The organism is Mammaliicoccus fleurettii (genome assembly GCF_002018435.1).
GTDB lineage: Bacteria > Bacillota > Bacilli > Staphylococcales > Staphylococcaceae > Mammaliicoccus > Mammaliicoccus fleurettii.
Window position 1 is genome coordinate 196,495 of the sequence record NZ_MWJM01000003.1, and the last position, 25,313, is coordinate 221,807.

Here is a 25,313-nt window from a genome sequence, read left to right on the forward strand (position 1 = left end):
ACGTCTCCGTTTATATCTTTTTGGATTTGTTTAATTAATGAGCACCTAATGTATTTAATGCTTTAATATCTGACGTAATTCGTTCAATTAATAAATTACAATGTGCAACTAAATTATCTGGATAGACTTCATCATCACCGTATTCAACACCTGTTGGATAGTAATGCTTACCTAGATAAGGATCCATTAATTGAATTGTTGCGTTATTTGCACCAACGTCCCCTTTAAGTGCATAACCTGGAATTCTTAAGTAATAAATACCTTCACTGATTTCATATTTGAAATCATAAGTGATACGTTCGTAATCCCAATGTCCACCAGCTACAAAACCATGCTTATTCATAACATCTTTTAATAGTTCTTGTTCAATGATAACCTTTTCAAGACTTGTATTATCAAATACCATGTATTTTTCCTCCCTCTATGTACCTTTAAGTTTATTTTATGATAAAAGCTTCAATGTTGCAATGTACATTTAAATTTAATAAGATTATTAAGATTTCGATTGATTTAACTAAAAGTTTTACTGTAAAATGATATAATTATAATTAGGAATAAAAGAGGAGGTAAATAGTTGAAAAATATTATTATTAAAGTTGTAGCAATAACTATTTTAATCATTGTACTCTTTTATTTATTCTATTCACCTAAATTAGAATTTGATGTATTGAAGAATCCAAATTACTCTCATGATAAAGCAAATGAAAATTACTATGAACAACAAGCTGAAAAATCAACAGGCAACGCTAAGTTGAAAGAAGGCGTTGGTACATATGTTTATAAAGATATAGGCGAAGTCATAGATGATTTAGGGGAACCAGATAGGGTATATAAGACAGAGCACGATAGAAAGAATTATGTCTTTAAAAATAAAGAACATTATTATTTAGTTTCGGCTAAAAATAATAAAGTATCATCCATATATGCTACAGGTAATAAAGTTGATGTTTCACCAATAAAAATGAAACAAGAGGCTACGAAATTCTTTAATGGAACGAATATAGATATGGAACCTGTTATTGATAGTTCGTATGGTAAGTATAAACTTGAATTATCTGAAAGAGATATTAAGACTCAGTTGCTTATTAAATATGGTAATGTGTATGCTCAAGTATTAATCGATAGTGAAACAAATGAAGTCATGGGCGTGAAATTTATGGACTCAGATGTAGTTATCGAACATGCACCATTTTCAATGTCGAAAATCTCAAGTGATCATGATAAGAAACTTAAGCGATCTGATAAGCAAAACTTCCATTCACACATTAATAAAGATTTAACACTTCTTGAAATCGTTAATGAAATAAGAGAAATGAAGGGTGTTAAACCATTAGAGATGAATGATCAATTGACATATATCACTCAATTGGAAGCTGATTCTATTGAAGATGACGTTGATGAAGAAGAAGCTGTTAAATCATTGGAAGATGGTATAATGAAACATATCAACGATCAAAATATTGAATACGAAACAATAAATCAAAATTTAGCATATAATTTTTATGACGTACCAACTTTAGTAAACAGCTGGTTGAATAATAATTCATATAGAGAAAAGTTATTAGGTAGTCAATATGATGAATTTGGTGCTGGTAATTCACGCGAATACTATTCACTTGTTTTTAAAGAAAATAAAAAATAAGGAGGCATCATGTTATGTTTACTGTAGAAACAGTTAATATATTAGATCAATCTGATGAATTAAGTTCATGTATAAAAGAATCACTCATTTATCAAGAGTATCAAGAAGCAAAATATAAACTTGAGACAGATTTAGAAGTGAAAATATTAAGACAAAAGTTTGACCAAATTAAATCACATTACGATGATTGTCTGAGATTTGGAAGATATCATCCTGATTATAGTAGAGTTATGAAAGAAACGAGACAACAAAAAAGAGCATATGAAATGCATCCTGTTGTATCCAATTTTAAGACAAAAGAAACAGCTTTACAGGACTTGTTAGATGAAGTTATAAGCATAGTATCTTATTCAATTTCTAACAACGTTAAAGTTGATACAGGTAATCCATTTTTCAGTAGTGATAGTCAAGGTGGAGGCTGTGCTACAGGTGGATCTTGTGGATGTTCATCATAAAATATCTATTAATAAGAGCAGAAATTCATTAATAAAATGAATTTCTGCTCTTATTTTTTATAATAATGATTTTGGAAATATCGTAGATTAACTTCTGGATTAATCTACAACTTAGCTGAACTCTTCGATTAACTCCCGACTTAATCTACAACTTAGCTGAACTCTTCGATTAACTCCCGACTTAATCTACAACTTAGCTGAACTCTTCGATTAACTTCTGACTTAATCTACAACTTGGCAGTACTCTTAGATTAACTAAGGACTTAATCTACATCATATCTCATTTTTCTATAAAAATAGCTATTACCAACGATTTTGTAAAGTGCTGACGCCTGAGGGAATCGTATGTGTGAGAGACTACAGGCTCGAGACATACCCCTAGGCAAGCACGCACGTACAAAATCGTAAGATTGTATGTAAATAGATACTGAGGGCGATTTTGTAAGTACTAACGCCTGAGGGAACAGTATGCGTGAGAGACTACAGGCTCGAGCCATACCCTAGGCAAGCATGCAGGTACAAAATCGTAAGATATTATAAAAAAACAAGCATATCACTATAAAACTGAAGAATTCAGTTAAGTGATATGCTTATTTATTTTGAGTTAGGAAATATACTCCAAGCTTCATATTATTAATATTGTTTATTTATTAGAAAATGCGCTGTATCTGGACGATCAGTTACAATAGTATGTGCACCTTTTTGAATAAGATCATCTATTGTATCGATTTGATTTACTACCCAAAAAGCAACGGAAATATTAAGTGAAGTTAAAAATTGAATAAAACCTTCAGAGTCTAATGGAAGTCCTTTTGCTTGTGTAGGTATTTGGAATGTATCTGTTTTAGGTTGATAAGTGTGTCCGTAACCTGAGTAATAAGCTAAAAATGCTTTTGTTACTTCATTTTGACCAGTACCTAATGAAATAGTGTCTTGAGCATATAAATTAAATCTATCTATTTGTTCGTCATAAAAACTTGTGATATTAACACGATTCTCAGCCTTTAATTCAGTAATGATTCTATATAGATGAGAAGGTGCTAAACTACCTGTATATGACTCAGGATGATCTTTAATATCTATGTTAACTAAGATATCAGGATATTCAGTTAAAAGCTCTGTTAGAGTCACTATCTTTGCTTTGTCGTGACCTCTATATGGATGCTCGTTATTAATATCTTTAAAATGATAGCCAAAGTCTAATTGACGTAATTCTTCTAATGTATGTTCACCTACAAAGCCAGAGCCATTACTTGTTCTGTCTACAGTGTCATCGTGCATTACGACAAGTACTTCATCTTTTGTAAGACGTACATCAACTTCGAATCCAGTCACTTCATACTTTAATGCATGATCAAAAGCTAAACGTGTATGTTCCGGTCTTAATGCCATCCCACCACGGTGTGCAAATACATACGGAGCTGGTTGAGTAAAGAATGGTTTAATCTTACGTGGTTTGACGTTTGAAGTGGATTTTGTAACAATCCATGAACCAGCCGCGATGCCTCCGATAAGACCTGTTGTTTTTAATAAATTAATTTTTGACATTTTATCCAATCCTTTCGAAATGCAAATGAAGACGCATCTATATTCTATCAAATTGGTATACGATAGCAAAGTAAGTCACACAACCTATGAAGTTATCTTCTTTCATAGTACTCTAGAAAATGCTAATATAAACATAAAAAGATTAAGGAGATATCGTAATGGAGCTAGTTGAACGAATTAGTATAATTGTATATTTAAAAAATATGAAACATGAACGACAATTGCGTAAATTTGGCAATATATATCATTCTCATAAAAAAGAACAATATGTCATGTTATATACAAATGAAGATAAAATAGATGATACTATACAACATCTCATGAAATTAAAATATGTTAAAGATGTTAAAGTATCACCATTTAAATATGTTAAAAGAGATTATTCTAATATAAATACTGATAAAAAAGAATATTTGAATTTTTAAATTACTGCAATGGTGGTAAATAACGCTCAAGTCTTAATACACCTTTTAAGTAAGCGAAATAAAGTTCATCTTCTGCAAACTCTGAGCGAGACTTTACATCCAATCCTTTAATTTGGATATCGTATTCATTTGCCCATTCGTTAATTAAATCGAATTTTTTATTAGATTCTGGATAAGGATATTTAAATCCGTCTAAAATTGTATAAATAGCTTGGAAATGTTTATCTTTAGTTGGTTTCATAATGATGCAAGCAGAAGATAATTTTTCTCGTGATAATGGTGTGTGTAACATTAAAATGTCAGAAATACGGTCGTGATTGTATTCTATTAATGTTTGAAATTCGAATAAATCTGTTAAGCCGTGACCAATTACGATAAATGATTGTTTCATTTTTATAACCCTCGTTTTCGTTAATATACTACAATGATAAGTATAAATAATAATTAATAATAAAGAAAGTGATGATTAAAGTTGAGAGTAATAGGTGGAAAATATAAACGACTTCATATAAAAACAATAGATGGTCAATCTACTAGACCTACAACAGATAAAGTAAAAGAGAATATCTTTAATGGTCTTCAAGATATAGAAGGACTTGGATTAGACTTATTTGCAGGTAGTGGAGGATTGGGCATTGAAGGTTTATCAAGAGGATTAACTAAAGTCATTTTTGTAGACGGTAATTTTAAAGCTACAAAAATGATTAAAGAAAACTTAAATACATTACATATACCAAATACACAATTCGAAGTTTATAAAAATGATGCAATAAGAGCATTAAAAGCTTTAAATAAACGAGACATCAAATTTGATTATATATTTTTAGATCCACCATATAAAAAAGATTTAATAAATAAGGCTTTAGATAAAATTCAAGCGTTTGACTTATTAAATGTAAATGGTACAATAATTTGCGAATTTGATAAAAGTGAAAAGATAGAAACTGGTGAGTTTGAAGTTCTGAAGAAATACGAATATGGACTAACTCATGTAATGTTGCTAACAAAAGGAGAAAACAATGACTAAAAGAATAGCAGTTGTTCCAGGAAGCTTTGATCCAATTACATTAGGGCATATTGATATTATTAAACGAAGTGCAAAAATATTTGATGAGATCCATGTTTCTGTATTACAGAATGCTTCTAAAAAAGGTCTGTTCTCAACTGACGAACGTGTAGCTTTAATTGAAGAAGCGGTGCAAGATGTACCGAATATCGTAGTCCACTCTTTTCATGGCTTACTTGTTGATTTTTGTAAAGAAATAAATGCAAGAACAATCGTAAGAGGACTTAGAGCAGTTAGCGACTTTGAATATGAAATGCAACTTACATCTATGAATAAGAAACTAGATGATGACATTGAAACATTATATATGATGACAAATAATAATTATTCATTTATTAGCTCAAGCGTCGTAAAAGAAGTAGCACAATTTAACGGTGACATTTCAGAATTCGTACCTGAAAATGTGAACAAAGCATTAAAAGAAAAAATTAAGAATAAAGAATCATAATAAAAAAGCATGATATCTGTCATGCTTTTAGAAAGTTTGTTTGCATATTTAGCTAATCTTAAGCGAGTGGACCAGAAATCTAGTGAAATAAATTAGAATTCTGGTCTACTTGCTTTTTTTAATATGTACTGGTTGATTAAAGTCTGTTGCTGTATCACCGGAAATAAATTGGTATAGCTCTGTTGCTTTTATTTCATTCTCAAAATAAGATGCTGACTGTTTATTTACATTAGTAATTATAGGTAAAGGACATTTATCTTTGATTGTTTTCAAATATGCCTGTCCTTTTTGTGACATTGCTAATACACGTATTGCTGAAGGTTCGTAATTTAAGACATCTTCAGTTTTAATATTTAACAATATTGCTGTTAATAAGCGCTGTATTCTAGTCCAAGTATATCTTTTTGATTTTAAATGTTTTACAAATGTTTCAAAACTTGTACTTTCTTTTATATCTTTTTTTATTTTAAATTCTAATCCTTCAGTCATCATATATATTTCTCGTAACTCATCATGTGTTGCTCTTAATATTGTCCATTTTAAGAGTGGGAAAAAATGTTCCCAATTCAAACCTTTAGATTGACTTAAAATTTCATAACTTGTTTCAGGTAAACTGAATTTATAATTTTCTTCATCATTAAAATATGCATTACGAATAGAAGTTGCACTCGAAATATGTGTCGTTTTGTTTAATTCTGGATCTAAATACATATTATCTTTTCTTTGAATGGTGAGGGGATTGATAGATAAGTTATTTTGCATAATATGTTTAACGTATTCTATAGCAAGAAGGTTATTAGAGCCTTTTAGTAAGTTCGTGTCTTGAACTAATTCGGCTATAATTCTTGGATGAGATTTTCCTTCTTTAATCATACTTTGGTATCTTTCATCATTAGTCACTTGTTCAATTTGTTTAATCGCATTTTTAATATCATCTATATTTCCAGATTCACTTCCAAAAGATAAAGCATCACATTGAAGATGTTCTGCTATGTGAACACCACCTTTAGCAAATAAATCACCAGAAGAGATTGCATAAACAAGTGGTAATTCTATAACTAAATCTACGTATTGAATCGCCATTTCAGCACGTTTGAATTTATTTAAAATTGCAGGTTCTCCACGCATTGTAAATGAACCACTCATGATAGAAATCGCAACATCACTATCCGCTATTTCTCTAGAAGATTCTGCGTGATAAACATGCCCATTATGAAATGGATTGTATTCAGTAATTAAAGCAACACTTTTCATTTGCATTTCCTCCCATTTCAATTCATCATAAGTATTGTATCAGATAATGAATGTTAAGAAAAAATCTTGACAAACATTGTCGTTAAGGTTACAATAATTTTTGTGTTTGTAAGAGGTGAACCCAGATGAAGTGGTCAATAACACAACTTAAAAAATACCAAAACGAACCATTTACTTTTGATAAAGAAATCGATATGAAATACCTTACTGATAGGGTAGATGAACTTATCGATATTTCTCCAATAAAAGTAACAGGAGACGTTCAAGTGCGAATGCATGAGATAATTGTCAATCTTGACATTAATGGTGTATTGACGTTACCATGTGCCCGTACTTTAAAGCCAGTAGAGCTACCATTTGATACTACATCAGTAGAAATATTTGAACTAGATGAGTTGAGTGATAGTAATAATAATGATGACGAATTGAGACACAAACTCGAAGGTGGCATGATTAATTTATTACCAATCATTGAAGAACTTGTTATTTTAGAGAAACCATTACAAGTGTTCTCTGAAGGTAGTGAAGATGTTTCAATGGCAGGCAATGGTTGGGAAGTTATTGGCGAAGACCAATTTGAGTCAACCGAAGATTCAGAAGTAGAAACTGAAAAATCAGTTGATCCAAGACTTCAAAAATTACAACAATTCTTCGATGACGAAAAATAATCGGACAAGTGTTTATAAAATTTAAGGAGGAATAAGACATGGCAGTTCCAGCTAGAAGAACTTCAAAAACAGCTAAAAGAAAACGTCGTACGCATTTCAAAATCTCAGTACCAGGTATGGTTGAATGTTCAAACTGTGGAGAAATGAAATTATCTCACCGTGTATGTAAAGCATGTGGATCATACAAAGGTAAAGAAGTCGTTTCTAAATAATAAGTTACATGTAAATGTTCTTAACAGGATGTTTCAGACTGTCGACAGAGTCGACAGTCTTTTTTTATGCTTAAGAAGAATTTCTATTAAATTAGTTTTTTTTCATATATACTAGTTACATAAGTCTATTAGAATACGAGGAGTTTTTATGGAAGAGATTACTTCAGTACAAAATAATAAAATTAAAGAAATGAATAAATTGAAGAAGAAAAAAGAACGCGTTAAACAAGGGAGATTTTTAATCGAAGGTTTCCATTTGGTTGAAGAAGCTTATCATAGTAATTTGAAGATTATTTCATTATTAGCTGTAGATTATTCAAGAGTTGATGACAAGATTGTTGAATATGCTGACGATGCATATATTATAAACTTTAAAGTGGCTGAATCTTTATCAGATACGACTACGCCACAAGGAATTTTTGCTATAGTTGAACTTCCAACTTATGAGATGAGCCATTTTAAACAAGTTCTAGTATTAGATAGAGTGCAAGATCCTGGAAATATGGGCGCTTTAATTCGAAATGCAGATGCTGCTGGAATGGACGCAGTTGTCTATTCAAAAGGTAGTGCAGACCCATACCAAGATAAAGTACTACGTGCATCTCAAGGTAGTGTTTTCCATTTACCAGTAGTTGAAAATGATATTTATGAATTTATTGAAACATTTAAAGGTAATACTTATGGAACGAGTTTGCTCAATGCTGTTAATTATAAAGAAATTAATAGTCAAGAAAACTTCGCTTTAATTATGGGTAATGAAGGTGCTGGAGTTGAAGAAGAAATACTCAATCAAACGACAGAAAATCTTAATATTCCACTATACGGTAAAGCTGAAAGTTTAAATGTTGCTGTTTCATGTGGCATACTACTTTACCATTTGAAAGGTTGACCAAAGAAACAATATTTTATATAATTGTTTCATAATCAATATAAGCTTACAAAAGGACGTAAATTAATGATTGCGCATAATTAGGGAATGGATTCTAGACTGAAAAATCCTATGCAGTAACTTAATTTTTTTCATCCTTTTAGCTACTTAAAGAAATTTAAGTCGGAATGTAGATCCGTTATCAACATATAAGTGTATGCATAACTATGTATAAATTTGGGTGGTACCACGGAAGACTTCGTCCCTCTATTAGAGGGGGCGAAGTCTTTTTTTCGACTAAATAGGAGGATATATATGTCATTACAAGAGAAGTTAGCTGAATTAAGACAAGAAGCACTTGTAAGAATTAACGAAGCAAAAGCTGAAAGAGCTTTGCAAGATGTAAAAGTGAATTATTTAGGTAAAAAAGGTGTTATAACAGGTCTAATGAAAGAAATGAAAGAATTACCAAAAGAAGAAAGACCTGAATTTGGTCAATTAGTTAACGAAGTACGTAAAGCAATTGAACAAGAAATTGAAGCTAAAAAAGTACTTCTAGAAGAAGAAGCACTAAATGCCCAATTAGAAAATGAAACAATTGATGTGACACTACCTGGAAGAAAAGTAAGCCTAGGAGCTAAACATCCTCTTACTAAAATAAATGAAGATTTAGAAGATTTATTCATAGGTTTAGGCTATGAAATTGTCGAGGGTTATGAAGTCGAATCAGATTATTATAATTTTGAAGCTTTAAACTTACCAAAATCACATCCTGCACGTGATATGCAAGACACTTTTTATATTTCTGAAGAAATTTTAATGCGTACACATACTTCTCCTGTACAAGCTAGAACATTAGAAAAACGTAATGGCGTTGGCCCAGTTAAAATTATTTGTCCTGGGAAAGTATATCGTAGAGACTCTGATGATGCGACACATAGTCATCAATTTACACAAATTGAAGGATTAGTAGTTGCTGAAAACATCAAAATGAGTGACCTTAAAGGAACTTTGGAATTATTAGCACGTAAATTATTTGGTGCTGACCGTGAAATACGTTTAAGACCAAGTTTCTTCCCATTCACAGAACCTTCTGTAGAAGTGGACGTATCATGTTTTAAGTGTAAAGGTCATGGTTGTAATGTATGTAAACAAACTGGATGGATTGAAGTACTAGGTTCAGGTATGGTGCATCCAAATGTATTAGAAATGGCAGGATTTGACTCAAGTAAATATTCAGGCTTTGCGTTTGGTTTAGGCCCAGATAGAATGGCAATGTTGAAATACGGAATTGAAGACATTAGACATTTCTATACTAACCACGTAAGATTTTTAGAGCAATTTAAGCCTGTAGAAGATGGCGGTGAAGCATAATGTTAATAAGTAAAGAATGGTTAAGTGAATATATTAAAATAGATGCTGGTGTAGATGAATTAGCTGAGAAGATAACAAGAAGCGGTATTGAAGTAGACAGTATTAAAAAATACGGTGAAGATATTAAGAAACTAGTTGTAGGTCATGTTATATCTAAAGAAAAACATCCTGAAGCGGATAAACTTAATATTTGTAAAGTAGATGTCGGCGAAGAGGAGCCTGTACAAATCGTATGTGGTGCACCTAACGTTGATGTTGATCAATATGTAATTGTTGTTAGAGTCGGTGGACGTTTACCAGGTGGTGTTAAAATTAAGCGAGCAAAATTAAGGGGAGAAGTTTCAGAAGGTATGATTTGTTCTCTTCAAGAAATTGGTTTAGATGCAAATGTTATGCCTAAAAAATATGCAGATGGTATTTATGTATTTTCAAATGAACAAACTCCTGGTAGTGATGCATTAGAAGCTTTATTACTTAATGATGAAGTTATGGACTTTGATCTTACACCAAATAGAGCAGATTGCTTAAGCATGCTAGGTGCGGCTCATGAAGTAAGTGCATTATATGGTAATGAAGTACAATATCCAAATACAGAATTAAAAGAGTCTACAGAAAAATCAACTCAAGCGTTATCTGTAACTATTAAAGATGAAGAAGCAATACCATATTATGCTGCAAGAGTAATTAAAAACGTTACGATTGCACCATCTCCAACTTGGATGCAATCTAGATTGATGAAAGCGGGAATTCGTCCAATAAATAACGTAGTTGATATTTCAAATTATATCTTACTAGAATACGGTCAACCTCTTCATATGTTTGACCAAGATCAAATTGGTTCAGAACAAATTGTAGCAAGATATGCGCACGAAAACGAAAAAATTACGACGCTTGATGATATTGAAAGAGAATTAATTACTTCTGATGTTGTAATTACAAACGGATCAGAACCAATTGCGATAGCTGGTGTCATGGGTGGAGATTTTTCAGAAGTAACAGAAAAAACACAAAATGTTGTAATTGAAAGCGCAATTTTCAATGCTACAAATGTAAGACAAACTTCAAGAAGATTAGGTTTAAGAAGTGAAGCATCAAGTAGATTTGAAAAGGGTATTGCAAGCGAAAGAGTAGTGGACGCTTTAAATAGAGCTGCTTTACTTTTACAAGAAATAGCAGGTGGAACAGTATTAAGTGAAGTTGTATCAGATGGCACATTGCCTGAAACTTCTAAAGTAATTGAAATTACTACAAATGATGTGAACCAATTAATTGGATTCAATCTTTCAACTGAAGAAATTAATGTTATTTTTAATCGTTTAGGCTTTGGAACAAATGTAACTGGAGAGGCATTTGAAGTTAATGTACCTTCAAGAAGAAGTGATATATCAATTAAAGCAGACTTAATTGAAGAAGTAGCGAGAATTTATGGTTATGACCAATTACCATCAACATTACCAAACTTCGAAAATGCTACTGCTGGATATTTAACAGATAATCAACTCAAAAAGCGTAAAGTAAAAGAAATACTTGAAGGAGCTGGTTTAGATCAAGCTATTACGTATTCATTAGTCCATAAAGATGTCGCTAAAAATTACACACTTGAAGATAAAGAAGTTGTAGAACTTATGATGCCTATGAGTGAAGATCAAGCGGTATTACGTCAAAGCATATTACCAAGACTAATAGACGCTACACGTTATAATGTTGCAAGAAAAAATAAAAACGTTGCATTGTATGAACAAGGTAAAGTTTTCTATAGTAACGGTAAAGACCAATTACCAACTGAAGTAGAATTTCTAAGTGGTATTTTAACAGGTCAATATTCAGGTAATAAATGGCAACAAAAAGATGAACCAGTAGATTTCTTCTTAGTTAAAGGTATTGTAGAACGTATTGCAGAACAATTAAATGTGTCGTTTACATTTGAAGCGACAAAACTAGATTTATTACACCCAGGTAGAACTGCATTTGTGAAAATGAATGAAGAAGTGGTAGGTATAATAGCAGAATTACATCCTACTGTAGAAAAAGAGAATGATTTAGACCGTACTTATGTGTTTGAGTTAAACTTTACAAAAGTATTAGCACAACCAGTCGGTAAAATAGAATATGAAGCTATTCCAAGATTTCCAGGAGTATCAAGAGATATAGCATTAGTAGTTAATACAGATGTAACTGCATCAACATTAATCAACACAATTAATGACAATGGCGCTGATATCGTGAACCATACAGAAGTGTTCGATGTTTATGAAGGTGAACATATGGAAGAAGGTAAAAAATCAGTAGCAATACGAATTGATTATTTAGACGTTAATGAAACTTTAACAGAAGACAAAGTTTCAGCAGTTCATAATCAAATATTATCAGCATTAGAACAACAAGGTGCTACTTTAAGAGCGTAAGCGCATTTTAATTATCTATAATATTAAAGGAGCTAACATTTCATTAAAAAATGTTAGCTCCTTTGTTGATAATTATTATTAAAACGTGAATTACTTTTTATTCTTCGTTGTTAGCTTTGTAAGTTGTTTGCCTATAAACCAGATTAAATAGCAAATAATAATAACGGCTAATATTATTTGCCAACTAAATGATATTAATATCATATTAATTTCTCCTTTTGCGTTTTATTAAATCTAATACTTTATCTCTATTTTTGAAATGTTTTTTTGTTATTTCATCAAGTTGTTGAATATCATATTTTTGAACGATTTTTGCTGCTTCTAGGTCAACTTTGTTACTGGCACCTTTTGGTATTAATACTTTTAAATCTTTAGCTAGTCTATCCATATGTTTAACGAATGCATATCTTGCTATGATACTTGCTGCAGCGATTGCAATAGATTTTGATTCTCCTTTAGTTTCAAAAAAAGTTATGTCTTTCCTTGGCATTTTGCCGATAACATACTTCTCATAAGTACTCGCTTGTACAAATTGATCAATGACAATTTGTTCTAATTCAGATTCTTCAATTCTAGAAATAACATTTTTGATAGCTTGATTATGTAATACGGCTTTCATTTTAACTTGACTCCAACCTTCTAATTGCTTTGTATTGTAGTTGGGATTATCCAATACAATAAGTGAATGTGGACATATTTGAATAATTTGTTCTGCTAATTCTACTATTTTTATGTCTGTTAAAGTTTTAGAGTCCATTACACCTAGTTCTTTTAATAATTTTGCATTCTTTTTAGATACGTATGTTGCACATACCGTTAATGGCCCAAAATAATCTCCACTTCCTGCTTCATCACTCCCAATTGTATTATGTAAATCAAAGGTATGTGTTTTCTTTGGGCTAGGTGAACTAGATGAGGTAGGTGCTATTTTTTGTCCTAACAATTCACTAGCTACTTGTTCAGCATCTTTACCTTGAAACATGATTTTTTTTGAGCGATAAATTTGTACTTGTGTACTCTTTATTTTTTTACGAGCTACAGTACCAGTAGGTAAATTTTCTGTATCCATTTTATATTGTTTAATTATATTATTGATTGTTTGAGAATCTATTGTTTTTACGATGTTTGCCACGTTTATGTCCTGCCTTTAATATATTTTCTATAAATAGAGTAGCATAAATTTATTATATAAACGAATATTCTCAAATGAAGTTAGTGGATATTCATACACAAATGAACATATGTCATGTATAATATAGTATGATTAAATATATAGAAATTCCATATATAATTTGAACAGGGGTAGTATAATGAGTGAAAATAAAAATAGAGTGACAGTAGTTATAAATGATCAACATTATACAATAATTGGTGAAGACGATCCTTCGCATATTCGTTATGTAGCCGGAAGAGTCGATGAGAAGATACAAGCGTTAGGTCAGCTAAATGCTGGTTTAGATACAACACGTAAATCTGTGCTCACGGCTGTTAATGTTATGCATGAATATGTTAAATTAGAAGAGGAAAATGATAAATTAAGAGAAGAAATCAAACAATTAAAACATAAAGGAAATTTAGAATGATTACATTAATTATAATTATATGTTTAATATTAGGTGTCATTATTGGATATAGACGTAGTTTAGTACTACAATCGCTACATTCTATTGGTACTATTTTCTCATTGGTGATTGCCGCGATATGCTTTGCACCATTTAGTAAACAATTGCATTTGATATTACCTTATCCAAGTGCTTCTACAGAAGGAAAAAACACAATATTTAATAGTATTAATAATGAGGATGCATTCTATAATATTATGGCAATACTCATTTTATTTATTTTTACTAAAGTAATTTTACAAATTGTAGCAACAGTTTTTGATTTTTATCATCAAATGGACTTTGGAGGCAAATATGCAAGATACTTTGGGATGGCATTAGGATTTATAGAGGCATACTTAGTCGTTATAATTACATTAGCTGCTATTGCAGTTATTCCAATTCCATTATTTATAGATACATTGCACCAATCATTTATTGGAAATGCTATCTTATCGAAGACACCATTCTTATCTGAGCAATTAGTAAAATGGCTTTCAAATTAAATGAATTCATATTGTAAAAAGTCATGGGCGAACCTATGACTTTTTTTACGGAGGAATAGATATGTTAACTAAAAAAGATATTGTAAAAATGTTAGAAACAATCGCTATTTATATGGAAATTAAAGGAGAAAATCCTTTCAAAGTATCAGCATATAGAAAAGCAAGTCAGTCTTTGGAAACGGATGAAAGAACACTAAATGAAATAGATGACGTTACATCTTTAAAAGGTATTGGTAAAGGTGTAGGTGATGTAATTAATGAGTATATTGATAACGGGACTCAAAGTTATTTAGATGAATTAAAAGAAGAAATTCCAGAAGGCTTAATACCATTACTTAAAATACCAGGTCTTGGCAGCAAAAAGATTGCTAAATTATATAAAGAATTAAATATAACAAATAAAGATGATTTAATTGCAGCTTGTGAAAAAAATGAAGTTTCAGCTTTACCTGGCTTTGCTAAAAAGACAGAACAAAAGCTTTTAGAAGAAGCGAAAGTTTTAGGACAAAGACCTGAAAGATATCCAATTAATAGCATGATTAAAGCACACGAAAAAGTTAATCAATATTTGGATGAAATAGAGGGTATTATTCAATATCAAGTTGCAGGCAGTTTTAGAAGAATGAGAGAAACAAGTAAAGATTTAGATTATATCATTTCTACTGAAGATGAGCTGAAGGTTCAGCAGTTATTATTAGAAATTCCAGAGATAAAAGAACAGATTGCTGTTGGGACAACAAAAGTGTCATTAGATTTGTTAATAGAAGATGATGTAATTGGTGTAGATTTTAGATTGATTAAACCAGAAGCTTTCTATCATACTTTACAACACTTCACAGGTTCAAAAGACCATAACATTAAAATTAGACAGCTTGCTAAACAAAGAAATGAGAAAGTTAGTGAATATGGTATAGAAGAAAAGAATGGTAACATCATTACTTATCAAAGTGAAAAAGAGATATATGATCATTACAATGTACCTTATATACCTCCAACTATGAGAGAAGATGGTACAGAATTTGATAAAAACATTCAAAACATTATTCAATTAGAAGATATCAATGGTGATATTCATATGCATACTACTTATAGTGATGGTGCATTTAAAATAGAAGAAATGATTGAAGCGGCTATCGAGCGTGGCTATAAATTTATTTGCATTACAGATCATTCTAGAAATTTAGCAGTAGCTAATGGTTTATCAATTGAACGATTACTTGAACAAAACAAAAAGATTAAAGCATTAAACGAAAAATATAAAGAGATAGATATTTATAGTGGAACAGAAATGGATATTAAACCAGATGGTTCATTAGATTATCCTGATGAAGTGTTAAAAGAACTAGATTATGTTATTGCAGCTATTCATCAAAGCTTTAATCAGACTGAAGAAGAAATTATGAATAGACTAAAAACAGCATGTGAAAATAAATATGTTAGACATATTGCACACCCAACTGGTCGTATTATAGGTAGACGTGAAGGGTACAAAGTCAATATGGAACAACTTATTAAAATGGCGAAAGAAACAAACACTGTTTTAGAATTAAATGCTAATCCTCAAAGATTAGATTTAAACGCTGAAGTGTTAAAAAACAATCCTGATTTAATGATCACAATCAACACAGATGCACATCATATTGATCATTTTGATTTTATGAAATATGGTGTTGGCACAGCTCAAAAAGGATGGATAGATAAATCTCAAGTCATTAATGCTAAATCACGTGAAGAATTTAAAGAATGGATTAAATCAGAGAAATAAAGTATTAAAGAAGAGGGAAGATAATATGAATGAAAAAACATTAAAAGTTCTTGAATATCCCTTAATTATTCAACAATTATCTGCACATGCTACTAGTGATATAGCAGAGAGACTTATTAGTGAACTTAAACCAAGTGATGAACTGGAAACAGTTCAAAAGAGTTTGAATGAAACAGACGAAATGACTCAAATATATAATAAGCATAGAGTTCCTGGTTATTCAGGATTAAAAGATATAAAATCTTATGTCAGAAGAGCTGAAATAGGCAGCTTACTAAATGTTGAAGAATTAAACCAAATTAAACGTAATATTCAAGTTCAAAATAGATTCAAAACGTTTTATGCAAGTATAGTTGATGAAGACGAAGAAATTCTTTATCCAATTATTGATGGATATGTAGCACAATTACCAGTATTAAGTGATTTACTCAATCAAATTAGCGAGCAATGTGATGAGCATGACTTATTTGATACAGCTAGTCCGAAATTGGCAGAACTGCGTCATCAAATAAAAAAGACAAACGATCGTATTAAATCGAGACTAGAGCAAATGGTGAGATCATCAGCGAATCAGAAGAAACTATCTGATTCTATTGTGACAGTAAGAAACGATAGACATGTACTACCAGTTAAAGCAGAATATCGACAAGATTTTAATGGTATCGTTCATGATCAATCAGCATCTGGCCAAACGTTATATATTGAACCAAGTGCAATTGTAGAGATGCATAATCAAATTTCTCAAGTTAAAGCTAAAGAAAAAGAAGAAAAAGATAGATTACTATATATATTAACTGAAATTGTCAGTGAAGTAGGATATGAACTATTATCGAGTACAGAAGTTATGGGCCATTTAGATTTTATTACCGCTAAAGCAAAGTTTGGCGCAACAATTAAAGCAACTAAACCTGTATTATCTGACGATAGAGCGATTTATTTACCAAAAGCAAGACACCCATTAATTAATCAGGCTGAGGTTATTAGTAATACTATAGAATTTAAACAAGATATAAATGCAGTTATTATTACGGGACCGAATACAGGTGGTAAAACGGTCACCTTAAAAACAGTAGGTCTCATTACATTGATGGCGCAGTCAGGTTTATTGATTCCTACATTAGATGGTGCAATTATAACTATTTTCAAAAAAGTATTTTGCGATATTGGTGATGAACAATCTATTGAACAGTCGCTTTCAACGTTTTCATCACATATGAAAAATATCGTTAATATTATTGATCAAGCTGATAAAGATTCATTAATTCTATTTGATGAACTCGGAGCGGGTACAGATCCTAGTGAAGGTGCCGCTTTAGCGATGAGCATACTTGATTATACAATTGAAAAAGATGCGCTAATTATGGCAACTACACATTATCCAGAACTTAAAGCATATAGTTATAATCGTGATAAAGTTATGAATGCAAGTGTCGAATTTGATGTTGAAACATTAAGACCTACCTATAAACTATTAATGGGTATACCAGGAAGATCAAATGCATTTGAAATATCTAAAAAATTAGGACTAAAAAATGAACTCATCAATCACGCTAAATCATTAATTGGTCAAGATGAGAAAGAAATTAATGTAATGATTGAATCTCTAGAAAAGAATGCGAAATCTGTAGAAAATGACAGAATTGAAGTTGAAAAATTGAAACAAGAATCAGCTGAATTACATCAATCACTATCTCAAGAATTACAGCGATTCGAAAAATTCAAAACACAATTAATGGATGATGCAAGAAATAAAGCAAACCAAGAAGTGAAACAAAAAACAAAAGAAGCTGAATCCATACTACAAGAACTTAGAGATATGCGAGATAATTCAGTAGCAAATGTAAAAGAACACGAGCTCATTGAAAGAAAGAAACGACTAGATAATCAATATACAGAAGCATCAATCAAACAAAATGTAAAAAAAGAGCGTCACGATAAAATTGAAAAAGGCGATGACGTTAAAGTTTTATCTTATGGTCAAAAAGGTGAAGTTATAGATGTTGTTAATGATAAAGAAGTAGTCGTTCAAATGGGTATACTTAAAATGAAAATTGAAGTAAAAGATTTAGAAAAGCTTGATAAAAAGAAACAACAACCAAGCAAAGTTGTTCCTAGAACTAATCGTACGACGATTAAAATGGATTTAGACTTACGCGGTTATCGTTATGAAGAGGCTATGATTGAATTAGATCAATATATTGATCAAGCAGTTCTTTCAAATTATGGTACAGTTAATATTATCCATGGTAAAGGTACTGGTGCGTTACAAAAAGGTGTAACAGATCATTTGAAACGACATCGTTCAGTAGATAGCTTTAGAACAGGAATGCCATCAGAAGGTGGATTTGGTGTTACTGTAGTAACATTGAAATAAGGAGGAAACATATTGGATAATTTTGATATGTATAAACTAGCAAAAGTGTTGCTCGTTATTTCTGCTTTAACATTTATTGCAGGTATTGTTTATTTATTATTCTTATAAGGAGGTAATTTGAATGATTGAGACTAACGTTGAGAAGCAAGTTCTATTTATTCATTTAAATCATGGTCCAGTTAACGCATTAAATGAAGAAGTTTTAGCGGCTATCATCAAAGCCATTGAGACTCAAGGATTTGATGATAATGTGAAAGTAATCGTAATTAAAGGTAATGAAAAATGTTTTTCTGCAGGTGCAGACATTAAATCATTTCCAAATTTAACAAAGCATGAAAGATTAGACTTAGCTTCAACTAGCGCAAAATTATTTAGACTAATCAAAACTTGTCATAAACCAGTGATAAGTTCTATTCATGGAGTATGTTTAGGTGGAGGATTTGAATTAGCTTTAGCATGTGATATGAGATTAATTACGAAAGATACGAAAGTAGGATTACCTGAAATTAATTTAGGAATATTTCCTGGATTTGGTGGCGTAAGAAGATTATCTTATATGATAGGGCAACATAAAGCATTACAAATCGCTTTAACAGGTGAAAATATTAACTTAGATGATATAAAGTATTTGTTTAATGAAATTGTTAAAGATAAAGCAGAATTAGAAAAAGCAACTGAAGAATTAGCTTATAATATAGCATCGAAGTCATTAGACTCAATAAAAGTTATTAAACAAATGTCCAATTTAGATTTATCATTAGAAAGTGACCAAATTGAAGAAAGACATTTCGTAGATATTATAGAAAGTGAAAATGCTCAAGAAGGTATTGATGCATTTATCTCAAAAAGAAAACCAGAATTTAAGTGATTGCTTCCAAGTCCAACATCAAGTACAATACAGTTTGAGCAAACAACATGCATTGCAAAATAAAGCGTGCTATACTCTCATTATCATAAGTTAACAAGGAGGATTTTTCCAATGGCATTAGTAAAAGCAACAGATGCAAATTTCGATGAACAAATTAAAGAAGGCGTAAGTTTAGTGGACTTCTGGGCACCATGGTGTGGACCTTGTAAAATGATCGCGCCAGTATTAGAAGATTTAGCTAAAGACGTTGAAGGTAAAGCAGATATCGTTAAATTAGATGTAGATGAAAACCAAGCAACAGCAGCTAAATACGAAGTAATGAGTATTCCAACATTAATCGTATTCAAAGATGGCGAAGCTGTAGATAAAGTAGTAGGTTTCCAACCTAAAGAACAATTAGAACAAGTATTATCTAAACACTATTAATAAGATTGAGTAATGGTGATAAGAGGCTGAGACAATTAAATTGTCCAGCTTCTTTTTTGTTCCCTTATATTTCTTGAGCACCTAAATATACATTTCTAATTTTTATGTTAAATAGAACGTATGTTTTGGTTAAATGAAATATTGTTGATATAATTATTAAAAAAAGGTAGGTGAATAAGGTGGAAGACTACCAAAAAAGAATAAAACAAAAATTAGATGTATTACCTACATATCCTGGTTGTTACATTATGAAAGACAGACATGACTCTGTTATATATGTTGGTAAAGCAAAACGTCTTAGAAATAGAGTTCGAAGTTATTTTACAGGTGCACATGATGAAAAAACAACTCGTCTAGTTGGAGAGATTCGAGATTTTGAATTTATCGTTACATCTAGTGAAATTGAATCATTATTATTAGAGTTAAACCTTATAAAAAAACATCAACCTAGATATAACATCTTATTAAAAGATGATAAAAGTTACCCCTTTATCAAAATTACGAAAGAAAAGCACCCACGTTTAATCGTTACAAGAACTGTGAAAAAAGATTCAGGAAAATATTTTGGTCCTTATCCAAATGCTTATGCAGCACATGAAACGAAAAAATTGCTAGATAGAATCTATCCTTTAAGAAAATGTGTAACAATGCCTAACAAAGTTTGCTTATATTACCATATAGGACAATGTTTAGGACCATGTGTCTATCCTGTTGAACAAGCACAATATCAAGCTATGATTAAAGAAATTACAGACTTTTTAAATGGTGATGATAAATCAATTGTGAATGATTTAAAAGAAAAAATGAATGCAGCTAGTGAAGCTTTAAAATTTGAAGAAGCTAAAGAATATAGGGACTTAATTCAGCATATTGAAATGTTGAATTATAAACAAAATATGATGTCATCAGATATGACGATGAGAGATATATTCGGTTATTCTGTCGATAAAGGTTGGATGTGTATTCAAGTGTTCTTCATAAGACAAGGGAAATTGATAGAAAGACAGGCATCTATGATTCCAATAATACAAACTGCGGAAGAAGAATTTTATACATTTATAGGTCAGTTTTATACATTGAATCAACATTTAACACCTAAAGAAATACACATTCCAAAAGACATAGACATTAAAACAGTTGAGTCAGTTGTTGATTCAAAAGTTGTACAACCTAAAAGAGGTAAGAAAAAAGAAATGGTAGATTTAGCAATTAAAAACGCTAGTATTTCATTGAAAAACAAATTTGAACTCATCGCGAAAGATGAATCACGAACAATAAAAGCAATAGACAATTTAGGTGAAGCAATGGGAATTCAAACACCAATTAGAATTGAAGCATTCGATAATTCTAATATTCAAGGTGTTGATCCTGTATCAGTCATGATTGCTTTTGTAGATGGCAAACCAAGTAAAAAAGATTATCGTAAATACAAAATTAAATCAGTCAAAGGACCTGATGATTATAAATCTATGCAAGAAGCTGTTAGAAGAAGATATACAAGAGTTTTAAAAGAAGGCTTGCCAATACCAGATTTAATAATTGTTGATGGTGGTAAAGGTCATATGACTTCTGTTAGAGAAGTATTAGAAAATGAATTAGGACTTGATATTCCAATTGCAGGATTAAGTAAAAATGATAAACACCAAACTTCAGAATTACTTTATGGTGCTCAAGCAGAAATTATACCACTAAAGAAAAACTCTCAAGAATTTTATTTACTTCAACGAATACAAGATGAAGTGCATAGATTTGCAATTAGTTTTCATAGATCAACGCGACAAAAGACAACCTTGAAATCTGCTTTAGATGAAATAGAAGGCATAGGGCCGAAAAGAAAGCAAACATTGCTAAAACATTTTGGTTCTATTAAGAAAATGAGAGAGTCTAGTTTGAAAGATTTTACTGAAATTGGGTTACCAGAAAAAGTTGCTCAAAATTTAGTAAAAAAGCTTAGTAATTAAAGAGTAAAATTACAATAAAAAATCAATATATTTGGGCATGAGAATTATTCTCATGCCCAAATTCATACTTAATGATGTTACAATATACATGTAATGCTCATCGAATTTTTTTTAGCATATATGTAATCGTTTTCAGTTTTGCATATATAATAATATATCGATAGAGCCATAGATTAAAGTTAGGGGGGACTTCTTTTGGCGTCAAGCGAAAAACAGTTTATATTACGTCGTATTCATTCATTATTAGGTGTAATTCCTATAGGAATATTCTTGATTCAACACTTATTAATTAACCACTTTGCAACAATTAGCCCGGAGGCTTTCAATAAAGCATCTGATTTTATGTGGAATTTACCATTTAAAATAGTGTTAGAGGTTGTAGTAATTTATATTCCTATACTATTCCACGCTATTTATGGATTATACATAGCTTTTACAGCTAAAGAAAATGTAGGAAGACAATCTTTATTCAGAAACTGGATGTTTTTACTACAACGCATAACTGGTATAGTTTCATTTATTTTTATAGCTGTACACGTATACCAAACACGTATTCAAGCTGCATTAGGTCATCATGTTGATTTTGATATGGTATCAGATATTTTATCTAATCCTATTTCTGTAACGCTTTATGTTATTGGTGTGCTAAGTGTTATATTCCATTTTTCAAATGGATTATGGTCATTCTGCATTACTTGGGGAATTACACAATCACCTAAATCTCAACGCTTTATGACATATGTAACATTATTAGTATTTATAGTAATTAGTATTATTGGCTTAAGAGCTATTTTTGCATTCGTATAAGATTTATACTTTTTAGGGGAGTGACAATTTTTATGGCAAACAACAAAATTATTGTTGTCGGTGGCGGTTTAGCAGGATTGATGGCAACAATTAAAGCTGCAGAAAAAGGTGCACATGTTGATTTATTCTCATTAGTACCTGTTAAACGTTCACACTCTGTATGTGCGCAAGGTGGTATTAACGGAGCTGTTAATACAAAAGGTGAAGGTGACTCTACTTTCATTCACTTTGATGACACAGTATATGGTGGAGATTTCTTAGCTAACCAAACACCAGTGAAAAATATGACTGCAGCAGCACCAAGTATCATACATTTATTAGACAGAATGGGCGTAATGTTTAACCGTACACCTGAAGGTCTTTTAGATTTCCGTAGATTTGGTGGTACTTTATATCATAGAACTGCTTTTGCAGGTGCAACGACTGGGCAACAACTATTATATGCATTAGATGAACAAGTGAGAAGCTTTGAAGTAAAAGGTTTAGTTACAAAATATGAAGGCTGGGAATTTTTAGGTATTATAAAAGATGATGAAAATTCAGCCCGTGGTATCGTAGCGCAAAACTTAACAGATTCTAAAATAGAATCATTTGGTTCAGATGCTGTAATTATGGCAACAGGTGGTCCTGGTATTATCTTTGGTAAGTCTACTAACTCAATGATTAATACAGGTTCTGCTGCATCAGTTGTTTATCAACAAGGTGCTAAGTATGCTAACGGTGAATTTATTCAAATTCACCCAACTGCAATTCCAGGTGATGATAAACTAAGATTAATGAGTGAATCAGCTCGTGGTGAAGGTGGACGTATCTGGACTTATAAAGATGGTAAACCATGGTATTTCTTAGAAGAAAAATACCCAGATTACGGTAACTTAGTACCACGTGATATCGCAACGCGTGAAATATTTGATGTGTGTGTTAACCAAAAACTTGGTATTAACGGTGAGAACATGGTATATCTTGACTTATCACATAAAGACGCACATGAATTAGATGTTAAGCTTGGCGGTATAATAGAAATATATGAAAAATTCACTGGTGACGACCCTCGTAAAGTCCCAATGAAAATATTCCCAGCTGTTCATTATTCAATGGGTGGAATTTGGGTAGACTTTGATCAAATGACTAATATTAAAGGTCTATTTGCAGCAGGTGAATGTGATTATTCACAACATGGCGGTAATAGATTAGGAGCTAACTCTTTATTATCAGCTATTTATGGTGGTATGGTTGCAGGACCAAATGCAATGGAATATGTTAAAAATATTAAAACATCATACACTGAATTAGATGAAGAAATATTCCAAAAACGTATTGATGAAGAACAAGAAAAATTCGACCACTTATTACAACTTAAAGGTACTGAAAATGCTTATAAGTTACACAAAGAATTAGGTGAAATTATGACTGCAAACGTTACTGTTGTTCGTCATAATGATAAACTTCTTGAAACAGATAAGAAAATTGTTGAATTAATGGAAAGATATCAAAATATTGATATGGAAGATACTTCAACATGGAGTAACCAAGCTGTATTCTTTACACGTCAATTATGGAATATGTTAGTTTTAGCAAGAGTTATTACGATTGGTGCATATAATCGTAATGAATCTCGAGGGGCACACTATAAACCAGAGTTTCCTGAACGTAATGATGAAGAATGGTTAAAAACAACTATTGCTCAGTTCAGAGGACCAGAAGAAGCACCTGAATTCTCATATGAAGAAGTGGATGTTAGTCACATTAAACCTCGTAAACGAGATTACTCTAAGAAATCCGAAGGGAGTAAATAATAATGGCAGACACTCAAACAGTTGAACAAAATTCACAAGATCAAAATCAAGAAAATAAAACAATTTCGATTATCATAAAGCGACAAGAAAATGATCAGTCACAACCATACGAAGAAAAATTTGAGATTCCTTATAGACCAAATATGAACGTAATCGCAGCTTTGATGGAAATACAAAGAAATCCGTTCACTTCAAATGGTGAAAAGACAACGCCAGTTACATGGGATATGAACTGTCTGGAAGAAGTTTGTGGCGCTTGTTCTATGGTTATTAATGGTAAAGCACGTCAATCATGTTCTGCTATCATTGACCAATTAGAACAACCAATCAAACTTGAACCTATGAAAACTTTCCCAGTGATTCGTGACTTACAAGTTGATCGTTCTCGTATGTTCGATAACTTGAAAAAAGTTCAAGCATGGGTTCCAATTGATGGTACTTATGATTTAGGTCCTGGCCCACGTATGCCTGAGAAAAAACGTCAAACAGCATATGAGTTATCTAAATGTATGACATGTGGTGTATGTTTAGAAGTATGTCCTAATGTAAACGTAGATAATAATTTTATGGGTGCACAAGCAATTTCTCAAGTTCGTCTTTTCAACTTACATCCAACAGGTAGTATGACTAAAGATGAGAGAATTAAAGCGTTGATGTCTGATGGTGGCATTCAAGAATGTGGTAGTTCACAAAACTGTGTTAATGCTTGTCCAAAAGGTATTCCTTTAACAACATCAATCGCAGCAATGAATAGAGAAACTACATTCCAAATGTTTAAATCATTCTTCGGATCAGATCACGAAGTTAATTAAAACGATTTAAAATAAATTAACCTTTAAAGCCA

General features: G+C 31.3%; 25 protein-coding genes. 20 read left to right on the top strand and 5 right to left on the bottom strand.

The annotated features are described in order from the left end of the window. Positions 1-34: 34 nt before the first annotated feature. Positions 35-406 (bottom strand): YugN family protein, encoded by a 372-nt coding sequence (locus tag B2G86_RS03880; RefSeq protein ID WP_078356823.1) that lies wholly within the window; start codon positions 404-406, stop codon positions 35-37. Between the two features lie 168 nt (positions 407-574). Between B2G86_RS03880 and B2G86_RS03885 the strand changes: the two genes are divergently transcribed. After that, the gene (locus B2G86_RS03885) at positions 575-1,642 is read left to right on the top strand and encodes a CAP domain-containing protein (protein WP_078356824.1); all 1,068 of its coding nucleotides are present in this window, start codon (positions 575-577) and stop codon (positions 1,640-1,642) included. Positions 1,643-1,656: 14 nt separating this feature from the next. Continuing rightward, on the top strand, positions 1,657-2,097 hold the full coding sequence (locus B2G86_RS03890; RefSeq protein WP_078356825.1) for a YlbF/YmcA family competence regulator: 441 nt from the start codon (positions 1,657-1,659) through the stop codon (positions 2,095-2,097). Positions 2,098-2,730: 633 nt separating this feature from the next. Here B2G86_RS03890 and B2G86_RS03895 read toward each other — a convergent pair. Then, complete coding sequence (locus B2G86_RS03895) at positions 2,731-3,645, bottom strand: glycerophosphodiester phosphodiesterase family protein (protein ID WP_078356826.1); 915 nt, start codon at positions 3,643-3,645, stop codon at positions 2,731-2,733. A 158-nt stretch (positions 3,646-3,803) separates the two neighbouring features. On the opposite strand from B2G86_RS03895, the gene B2G86_RS03900 reads away from it, so the two are divergent. Continuing rightward, entirely contained in the window at positions 3,804-4,070 is a 267-nt protein-coding gene (locus B2G86_RS03900) for a DUF2129 domain-containing protein (protein WP_078356827.1), read from the top strand. Between the two features lies 1 nt (position 4,071). On the opposite strand, the gene B2G86_RS03905 is transcribed toward B2G86_RS03900, so the two are convergent. Continuing rightward, complete coding sequence (locus tag B2G86_RS03905; RefSeq protein WP_078356828.1) at positions 4,072-4,461, bottom strand: DUF7147 family protein; 390 nt, start codon at positions 4,459-4,461, stop codon at positions 4,072-4,074. A gap of 81 nt (positions 4,462-4,542) precedes the next feature. Between B2G86_RS03905 and rsmD the strand changes: the two genes are divergently transcribed. Then, a complete protein-coding gene (gene rsmD / locus B2G86_RS03910) occupies positions 4,543-5,097 on the top strand; it encodes a 16S rRNA (guanine(966)-N(2))-methyltransferase RsmD (protein ID WP_078356829.1) in 555 nt (184 codons plus the stop codon). Continuing rightward, a complete protein-coding gene (gene coaD / locus B2G86_RS03915) occupies positions 5,090-5,584 on the top strand; it encodes a pantetheine-phosphate adenylyltransferase (RefSeq protein WP_078356830.1) in 495 nt (164 codons plus the stop codon). Before rsmD ends, coaD begins: the two co-directional genes overlap by 8 nt. Positions 5,585-5,689: 105 nt before the next feature. On the opposite strand, the gene B2G86_RS03920 is transcribed toward coaD, so the two are convergent. Beyond that, positions 5,690-6,838 (bottom strand): nucleotidyltransferase, encoded by a 1,149-nt coding sequence (locus B2G86_RS03920; RefSeq protein WP_078356831.1) that lies wholly within the window; start codon positions 6,836-6,838, stop codon positions 5,690-5,692. A gap of 125 nt (positions 6,839-6,963) precedes the next feature. Between B2G86_RS03920 and B2G86_RS03925 the strand changes: the two genes are divergently transcribed. The 5 genes from B2G86_RS03925 (at position 6,964) to pheT (ending at position 12,365) form a co-directional block, all read left to right on the top strand. Further along, entirely contained in the window at positions 6,964-7,506 is a 543-nt protein-coding gene (locus tag B2G86_RS03925; protein ID WP_078356832.1) for a YceD family protein, read from the top strand. A 38-nt stretch (positions 7,507-7,544) separates the two neighbouring features. Next, complete coding sequence (gene rpmF, locus B2G86_RS03930) at positions 7,545-7,718, top strand: 50S ribosomal protein L32 (protein ID WP_025904638.1); 174 nt, start codon at positions 7,545-7,547, stop codon at positions 7,716-7,718. A 148-nt stretch (positions 7,719-7,866) separates the two neighbouring features. Beyond that, positions 7,867-8,607, top strand: coding sequence for a TrmH family RNA methyltransferase (locus B2G86_RS03935; RefSeq protein ID WP_078356833.1), 741 nt, complete (start codon positions 7,867-7,869; stop codon positions 8,605-8,607). Positions 8,608-8,901: 294 nt separating this feature from the next. After that, positions 8,902-9,960 (top strand): phenylalanine--tRNA ligase subunit alpha, encoded by a 1,059-nt coding sequence (gene pheS, locus B2G86_RS03940; RefSeq protein ID WP_078356834.1) that lies wholly within the window; start codon positions 8,902-8,904, stop codon positions 9,958-9,960. Beyond that, positions 9,960-12,365, top strand: a complete 2,406-nt coding sequence (gene pheT / locus B2G86_RS03945) for a phenylalanine--tRNA ligase subunit beta (protein ID WP_078356835.1) — start codon at positions 9,960-9,962, stop codon at positions 12,363-12,365. The genes pheS and pheT overlap by 1 nt, the downstream gene beginning before the upstream one ends. A 205-nt stretch (positions 12,366-12,570) precedes the next feature. Here pheT and rnhC read toward each other — a convergent pair whose 3' ends face one another. Further along, the gene (gene rnhC, locus B2G86_RS03950; RefSeq protein WP_078356836.1) at positions 12,571-13,497 is read right to left on the bottom strand and encodes a ribonuclease HIII; all 927 of its coding nucleotides are present in this window, start codon (positions 13,495-13,497) and stop codon (positions 12,571-12,573) included. A gap of 178 nt (positions 13,498-13,675) precedes the next feature. Here rnhC and zapA point away from each other — a divergent pair, with 178 nt between their 5' ends. The 10 genes from zapA to sdhB all read left to right on the top strand — a co-directional run bounded on the left by zapA (position 13,676) and on the right by sdhB (position 25,281). After that, positions 13,676-13,948, top strand: a complete 273-nt coding sequence (gene zapA, locus B2G86_RS03955; RefSeq protein WP_078356837.1) for a cell division protein ZapA — start codon at positions 13,676-13,678, stop codon at positions 13,946-13,948. After that, positions 13,945-14,472 carry a CvpA family protein gene (locus tag B2G86_RS03960; protein WP_078356838.1) on the top strand — a complete coding sequence of 176 codons (528 nt, stop codon included), beginning with the start codon at positions 13,945-13,947 and terminating at the stop codon, positions 14,470-14,472. The genes zapA and B2G86_RS03960 overlap by 4 nt, the downstream gene beginning before the upstream one ends. A gap of 61 nt (positions 14,473-14,533) precedes the next feature. Then, complete coding sequence (gene polX, locus B2G86_RS03965) at positions 14,534-16,237, top strand: DNA polymerase/3'-5' exonuclease PolX (protein WP_078356839.1); 1,704 nt, start codon at positions 14,534-14,536, stop codon at positions 16,235-16,237. A 25-nt stretch (positions 16,238-16,262) separates the two neighbouring features. Next, entirely contained in the window at positions 16,263-18,611 is a 2,349-nt protein-coding gene (locus B2G86_RS03970) for an endonuclease MutS2 (RefSeq protein WP_078356840.1), read from the top strand. A gap of 121 nt (positions 18,612-18,732) precedes the next feature. Then, entirely contained in the window at positions 18,733-19,479 is a 747-nt protein-coding gene (locus B2G86_RS03975) for an enoyl-CoA hydratase/isomerase family protein (RefSeq protein WP_078356841.1), read from the top strand. A gap of 111 nt (positions 19,480-19,590) precedes the next feature. Continuing rightward, positions 19,591-19,905 carry a thioredoxin gene (gene trxA / locus B2G86_RS03980; RefSeq protein ID WP_078356842.1) on the top strand — a complete coding sequence of 105 codons (315 nt, stop codon included), beginning with the start codon at positions 19,591-19,593 and terminating at the stop codon, positions 19,903-19,905. Between the two features lie 179 nt (positions 19,906-20,084). Then, the gene (gene uvrC, locus B2G86_RS03985; protein WP_078356843.1) at positions 20,085-21,866 is read left to right on the top strand and encodes an excinuclease ABC subunit UvrC; all 1,782 of its coding nucleotides are present in this window, start codon (positions 20,085-20,087) and stop codon (positions 21,864-21,866) included. A gap of 195 nt (positions 21,867-22,061) precedes the next feature. Further along, a complete protein-coding gene (locus B2G86_RS03990; protein WP_078356844.1) occupies positions 22,062-22,673 on the top strand; it encodes a succinate dehydrogenase cytochrome b558 subunit in 612 nt (203 codons plus the stop codon). Positions 22,674-22,705: 32 nt separating this feature from the next. Continuing rightward, entirely contained in the window at positions 22,706-24,469 is a 1,764-nt protein-coding gene (sdhA, locus tag B2G86_RS03995; protein ID WP_078356845.1) for a succinate dehydrogenase flavoprotein subunit, read from the top strand. Between the two features lie 2 nt (positions 24,470-24,471). Then, the gene (sdhB, locus tag B2G86_RS04000) at positions 24,472-25,281 is read left to right on the top strand and encodes a succinate dehydrogenase iron-sulfur subunit (protein ID WP_078356846.1); all 810 of its coding nucleotides are present in this window, start codon (positions 24,472-24,474) and stop codon (positions 25,279-25,281) included. Positions 25,282-25,313 lie beyond the last annotated feature (32 nt).